The organism is Streptomyces sp. a15 (genome assembly GCF_059026085.1).
This window is the reverse complement of record NZ_JBWLKM010000160.1, coordinates 2,924-8,866: the sequence shown is the minus strand read 5'-3', so window position 1 is coordinate 8,866 and position 5,943 is coordinate 2,924. Positions and strand designations below refer to the sequence as shown.

Below are 5,943 nucleotides of genomic sequence, written 5' to 3'. Positions count from 1 at the left end.
TTCAGAGGAGAGATTCATACCTGACTCAACGGTCACGGACGCCTCAGGTTCCACAAACAGAATCACGAGACACTAGGCGAGGCCGGCTCGCTCCAGGGCCTCGGTGCCCGCGCGCAGGGACGCGATCCGCTCGTCGAGGGTGAAGCCCGCGGGGGCGAGGGTGAGCGTGGTGACTCCGACCGCGGCGTACGCCTGCATCCGGTCCGCGATGCGGTCGACCGAGCCCAGCAGTGTCGTCCGGTCGATCAAGTCGTGTGGAATCGCGGCGGCCGCGCCCTTCTTGTCGCCGGACAGGTACTTGTCCTGGATCTCGGCGGCCTCCTGCTCGTAACCCATGCGCCGGGCGAGCTGGTTGTAGAAGTTCTGCTTGCTGCTGCCCATGCCGCCGACGTACAGCGCGGTGTACGGGCGGAAGGTGTCGGCGAGGGTGGTCACGTCCTTGTCCTCGCCGACGGCGAGGGGCACGGTCGGGCAGACGTCGAAGCCGTCGAGGGTCTTGCCGGCCTTCTCGCGTCCCGCGCGCAGGTACTTGATCGCCGTGTCCTCGAGGTGGTCGGCCGAGGGGAAGATCAGCAGCGCGCCGTCCGCGATCTCGCCGGTCTGTTCGAGGTTCTTCGGGCCGATGGCGGCGATGTACAGCGGGATGTGCTCGCGCTCCGGGTGCACGGTGAGCTTGAGGGGCTTGCCGGGGCCGCCGGGCAGGGGCAGCGTCCAGTGCTCGCCCTCGAACGACAGCCGCTCGCGGGTCATCGCCTTCCGTACGATCTCGACGTACTCGCGGGTGCGGGACAGCGGCTTGTCGAACTTGACGCCGTACCAGCCCTCGGAGACCTGCGGGCCCGAGACACCGAGGCCGAGGCGGAAGCGGCCGCCGGAGAGCGAGTCGAGGGTGGCGGCGGTCATCGCGGTCATCGCCGGCTGGCGGGCCGGGATCTGGAAGATGGCCGAGCCCACGTCGATGCGCTCGGTCTTCGCGGCGACCCAGCTGAGTACGGTGGCCGCGTCCGAGCCGTAGGCCTCGGCGGCCCAGCAGACGGCGTATCCGAGGCGGTCGGCCTCCTGGGCGACGGCCAGATTGTCCGCGTCCATGCCGGCACCCCAGTAGCCGAGGTTGATCCCGAGCTGCATGCCGAATCCCCTTACCGATCAGTAACGTCCCTTGCCGGGAGACCTTAGCGTGCGGGCGGGGGCGGGTGAGTGGGGGTGCGTCCCGACCGGCCGGTGTCCTCGGCGGAAACTGGTTATCCACAGGCCCCCACGCGACAGGTTCTGGCCAGTAATCTCGGCGTTCATGGAGCAGAGGCATCTCGGCCGCACCGGCCTGCGTGTGTCCCGGATCGGGCTCGGCACTCTCACTTGGGGCCGGGACACCGACGAGCACGACGCCGCGGACCTCTTGAAGACGTTCTGGGAAGCGGGTGGGAGCCTCGTCGACACGGCGGACGTGTACGGCGACGGGGAGGCGGAGTATCTGCTCGGACGTCTCATAGAAGGCCTCGTGCCGCGCCGGGACCTGGTCATCTCGACGAAGGCCGGCAGCGTGCCGGATCCCGACCGCCGGTTCGACGGTTCGCGCGGACATCTGCTCTCCGCGCTGGACGCCTCGCTGGCCCGGCTCGGCACGGACTACGTCGACGTGTGGCACATCCACGCCTTCGACCCGGACACCCCGCTGGAGGAGACCCTCCAGGCGCTCGACCTGGCGGTCAGCAGCGGACGGGCCAGGTATGCCGGGGTCTCCAACTTCTGTGGCTGGCAGCTCGCCAAGGCCGCGACCTGGCAGATCTCCGCGCCGGGCACGCGGACCCGGCTGGCGAGCACGCAGCTGGAGTACTCGCTGCTCCAGCGCGGCGTCGAGCGCGAGGTGCTGCCGGCCGCCCTGGACCTGGGCATCGGCATGCTGCCCTCGTCGCCGCTCGGCCGGGGCGTGCTCACCGGCAAGTACCGGCACTCCACGCCGGCCGACTCGCGGGGCGCCTCGGAGCATCTGGCGCCGTTCGTCGCGCCGTACCTCGACGACACGGCGAGCCGCATCGTGGACGCCGTGACGACGGCCGCGGACGGGCTCGCGGTGACCCCGATACAGGTGGCCCTGGCGTGGGTGCGCGACCGGCCGGGCGTGGCCGCGCCGATCGTCGGCGCGCGCAACGCGCAGCAGCTCACGGCGGCATTGTCAGTGGAGGCCCTTAGTCTTCCTGACGAGATCTGCCGGGCGCTCGACGATGTGTCGGCGCCCGTGCACCGCTATCCCGATCACGACTGGAGCACGCTGTGAGTACGGAGCCGGAGCCCGCTGAGGACGCAGAGGCCGCAGAGGTCGCCGAGCCCAGGACGCCGGGCGCGGCGGCGGAGGGCACCGCCCCCGAGGCAGCTGTCCCCGAGGACGCGACCACCGCCCCGGACGCCGCGACCGGCGAGGGCGACGCCGAAGAGGCGAAGAAGCTGTCCGAGGCCGAGGCCGAGCTGGCCGCCCAGCGGCTGGAGCGGGAGCGGATCGAGAGGCGGAAGGCCGAGAAGCAGGGGCAGCCCATTCCCGCCGGGACCAAGCTCAGCGGGAAGGCCGCGGACCTCCTGGCGGCCGTACGGGCGGTGGAGAGCGGTGAGAAGCCGGTGGCCGCCGTCTTCAGCGAGCCCGAACCCGCACCGCGCCGCACCGCACCGCAGCCGAGGCAGCAGCCGGTGTCGGCCGGCCCGGCGGTCGCGGCCGCGGCCCCCGCGCCGGAGAACGTCGAGTCCGTCACCCGGGTGCTGACCGAGGGCGGTGCACCTGACGCGCTCGCGCCGCAGGTCGCCGCGGCCCTCGGGGAGGGTGCCGACGAGCAGTTGCGGGCGGACCCCTGGCAGTTGCTGCGGGTCGCGGGCGTGCGGCCCGAGCAGGCCGACGGGTTCGCGCGGGCACTGCTCGGCGCGGAGTGCGCTCCGGACGACGAGCGGCGCGGCCGTGCGGTGACCGTCTGGCTGCTGGAGCAGGCCGCCCTCGCCGGGCACACCGCCCTGGAGATGCCGGCGCTCACCGCCGCGCTGGCCCAGCGGGCCGTGCCGGATCCGGATGCGGCCGTGCAGGACACGATCGCCGAGGGCGACGCCCTGGTCTTCCAGGACGCCCTGGACGAGCCCGGGGAGCCGGCCCAGCGGGAGCGGGACCAGGAGGCGGAGGGGGACGAGGAGGTCGAGGAGCGCCCGGTGCGTGTCCTCGTCGGTCTGGAGCGGTACGCCCTCGCGGAGGAGAGCCTCGCCGACGGCCTGGCCCGGCTGATCAACTCGGTGCCGAAGGAGGACGGTTCGGCCGCGGACTGGGAGCAGGCCGCCGCCGCGGCCGGGGGCTCCGCCGCCGAGCTGATCCGGGCGGTCGCGGGCCACGGTCTGGTCCTGCACACGGGTGGGGAGGCCTCCATGGCCGAGCCGGCCCTGCTGCTGGGCGCGGCCCGTGGGCTCGGGCTGCGTGCCTGGGCCGCCGCGCACGGCCCGGTCGGCCGCGACCGCTTCGCGGCGCAGGTCGCCCGTGCCGCCGTACCGGAAGCCGATGAGCCCGCTGTCGCCACCGTCGCCGGGCTGCTGTCCGGTGCCGAGGGGCCCGGCCGGGACGCCGACGGGGCGCTGGATCTCGACCTGCTCGTGGTGCTCGACGCGCCGCAGCTGGACGTCGAGACGGCGGCACTCCTCACCGAGTCGTTGGCGGACGGCGCCCGGCTGGTGCTGGCCGGGGACCCGGCGGTGCTGTGGTCCGTGGGTCCCGGGCGGGTGTTCGCGGATCTGCTGGCCGCGCGGATCTGCCCGCAGATCGCCTCCCGGCGCCCGGACCCGGGTCCGCTGGGCGAGCTGGTCTCCGGCGTCGGCATCGGCGAGCTCAACCAGGTCGAGGCCCCCGGCAAGGAGGTCGTGATCGTCCCGGTGCGGGACGCGGGCGAGGCCGTGCACCGGACCGTGCAGCTCGTCGCGGACTCGGTGCCCCGGGCGATCGGGGTGCCCGCCGAGGAGACGCAGGTGATCACACCGGGTCACGGCGGCGCGGTCGGCACCCGGGCGCTGAACGTGGTCCTCAAGGAGCGGCTCAACCCCGGCCCCGGCCGTTTCGGCGGCTTCGACCCCGGCGACCGGATCGCCTACTCCCCCGCGCCGGGCCGTACGCTGCCGGGCCGCGTGGTCAAGGCCGACACCGACGGGCTGCACCTGTCGTGCGCCGGCGAGGCCGTCGTCGTACCGCAGGAGCGGGTGGAGCAGTCCGTGCGGCACGGGTGGGCGCTGACCGCGCACCAGGCGGTGGGCTCGCGGTGGCCCGCGGTGGTCGTGGTCCTGCCCGGCGACGCCGTGCAGGCGCTGAGCCGGCCCTGGGTGTACACGGCGTTCGGGCGGGCGGACCGCCATCTGTCCGTGGTCCACGGCGTGGACCAGGCACTCCCCCGTGCCGTGGCCGAGATCCCGGCGAAGCCGCGCACGACCCGCCTGCCCGCGCTGCTCGCTCCGCAGATCCCGACGGCCGGCTGACCGGGCGGCTCCCCACACGAGGACGGCGGCGGTCCCGGAGGCATGCAGGCTCTCCGGGACCACCGCCGCGGTCACAGCCGGTGCGCGGTGCGGGTCAGCTCACCGATCCGCGTCCAGCCGCTCCAGGTCCTCGTCCTCCGCGTCGTCCACGTCCGCGTCGAGGTCGTCCGCGAGTTCCCCGGCCGCGTCGTCGATCTCCCGTACGTCCGCGTCGTCAGCGTCGTCCTCGTCGTCCTCGTCGTCGATGTCGTCCACGTCCTCGTCGAAGACCGCGCTGACGTCGAAGCGGCACACGACCCGCTGCGGATCGATCTGCTCGAACGGTGCCTCCAGCCACTCCCCGGGCTCCGCAGTCTCGTCCGCCGCCGTCACCCAGAGCGTGGAGTCGCCCTCCTCCAGGCCGAACTCCTTGTGCCGGGAGGCGATCTCGTCCGCCTCGAACTCGCCGAACAGGATGCCGAGCGCCCCGTGCACCGTGCTCGAGGCCTCCCCGCTCTCGTCGTAGTCCGCCGCCTCGACCCGCTGGGCCTGCGCCAGCAGCCGCTGGGGCTCCACCACGGCGTAGTCGCGGCGGATCAGCACGCTGAGGGCGTTCGGCTCCTCGGGGCCGACGTACGGGGGCAGTGAGTCTTCCGCGCCGGGGATCTCGAAGGGCGTGACCTCGTCATAGCGGTCGTAAAGGAGCTCGTCGTACGCCTCCGCGGCCGCGGCCAGCTCGTTGAACGCCTCGTATACGGCCGGGTCGTCCTCCCCGGACCGGCGTTCGACCGCGGCCAGGTGGCGGTCGAGCGCGGTCTTGACCGCCTCGGCGGCGGCGCGTACCTCGGCAGCGGTGGGCTGCGCAGCATCAGACATAGTGCAGACGCTATCCGTACCGGGCCCCAGACCGCACAATAGATGCGATGCCGGAATACGAATTTGTCGACGTGTACGTACCGCGCGGGGTTTCCCGCAAGGACGCCACACGCCTGCTGACGGACCATGCCGAGTACGGACACTGGGAGTTGGACCGCCTGAGCCTGCTGCGCGACGGCAGCCGCAGGGTGCGGCTGCGCCGGCGGATCATCCGCCAGGTCCGCGCCACGTGGTGATCTGAGGCGACGGAAACGGAGCGGGCCCCACCGAGGCAGGGCCCGCTCCGTAGCGCGCACCGCGGGGGAGATTCGCGGTGAAGTGACTCACTTGCCCCGGTTTACGCCGAGGCGCGTGCCTTGCGGTAGAGCATCGCTCCCGCCAGCAGCGCCCCCGCGCCCACGGGGAGCGCGAGACCCATCGGCAGGTCGCTGCCGGTGTGCGCGAGCTGTGCGGCCGCTCGCGGCTGGGTGACCGACTGGGCACCCGGCTGGTTGGGGTGCGAGCCGACCGGCGTCTCGACTCCCGGGCCGGGCGGCGGCGTGTTCGGGGCGCCGGGGCGGCCCGGCTCCACCGGGTTGCCGGGGTTGCCCGGCTGCTCAGGGC

The 5,943-nt window shown here is 73.3% G+C and carries 5 protein-coding genes and 1 pseudogene; 3 read left to right on the top strand and 3 right to left on the bottom strand.

Features of this window, described 5'->3' with window-relative positions; all coding sequences use genetic code 11:
• Positions 1–72: 72 nt before the first annotated feature.
• Positions 73–1,128 (bottom strand): LLM class F420-dependent oxidoreductase, encoded by a 1,056-nt coding sequence (locus tag AC5P09_RS50485; RefSeq protein WP_493880398.1) that lies wholly within the window; start codon positions 1,126–1,128, stop codon positions 73–75.
• 163 nt (positions 1,129–1,291) lie between these two features.
• On the opposite strand from AC5P09_RS50485, the gene AC5P09_RS50480 reads away from it, so the two are divergent.
• Together AC5P09_RS50480 and AC5P09_RS50475 are read left to right on the top strand one after the other, a co-directional pair.
• Positions 1,292–2,275 (top strand): aldo/keto reductase, encoded by a 984-nt coding sequence (locus AC5P09_RS50480; protein WP_266442481.1) that lies wholly within the window; start codon positions 1,292–1,294, stop codon positions 2,273–2,275.
• On the top strand, positions 2,272–4,485 hold the full coding sequence (locus AC5P09_RS50475) for a helix-hairpin-helix domain-containing protein (protein WP_493880397.1): 2,214 nt from the start codon (positions 2,272–2,274) through the stop codon (positions 4,483–4,485). Before AC5P09_RS50480 ends, AC5P09_RS50475 begins: the two co-directional genes overlap by 4 nt.
• Before the next feature lie 99 nt (positions 4,486–4,584).
• Here the strand turns inward: AC5P09_RS50475 and AC5P09_RS50470 are convergent, their stop codons facing one another.
• Entirely contained in the window at positions 4,585–5,340 is a 756-nt protein-coding gene (locus AC5P09_RS50470; RefSeq protein ID WP_493880396.1) for a hypothetical protein, read from the bottom strand.
• A gap of 47 nt (positions 5,341–5,387) precedes the next feature.
• Between AC5P09_RS50470 and AC5P09_RS50465 the strand changes: the two genes are divergently transcribed.
• Positions 5,388–5,576, top strand: a complete 189-nt coding sequence (locus AC5P09_RS50465) for a DUF5703 family protein (protein WP_005485166.1) — start codon at positions 5,388–5,390, stop codon at positions 5,574–5,576.
• 101 nt (positions 5,577–5,677) lie between these two features.
• Here AC5P09_RS50465 and AC5P09_RS50460 read toward each other — a convergent pair.
• Positions 5,678–5,943: pseudogene (locus tag AC5P09_RS50460) on the bottom strand (hypothetical protein); the annotation flags it as partial.

What these genes read in the sequence shown, in the direction of transcription:
- AC5P09_RS50485 (WP_493880398.1), bottom strand. Translation starts at nt 1,128, where the DNA reads ATGCAGCTCGGGATCAACCTCGGCTACTGGGGTGCCGGCATGGACGCG.
- AC5P09_RS50480 (WP_266442481.1), top strand. Translation starts at nt 1,292, where the DNA reads ATGGAGCAGAGGCATCTCGGCCGCACCGGCCTGCGTGTGTCCCGGATC.
- AC5P09_RS50470 (WP_493880396.1), bottom strand. Translation starts at nt 5,340, where the DNA reads ATGTCTGATGCTGCGCAGCCCACCGCTGCCGAGGTACGCGCCGCCGCC.
- AC5P09_RS50465 (WP_005485166.1), top strand. Translation starts at nt 5,388, where the DNA reads ATGCCGGAATACGAATTTGTCGACGTGTACGTACCGCGCGGGGTTTCC.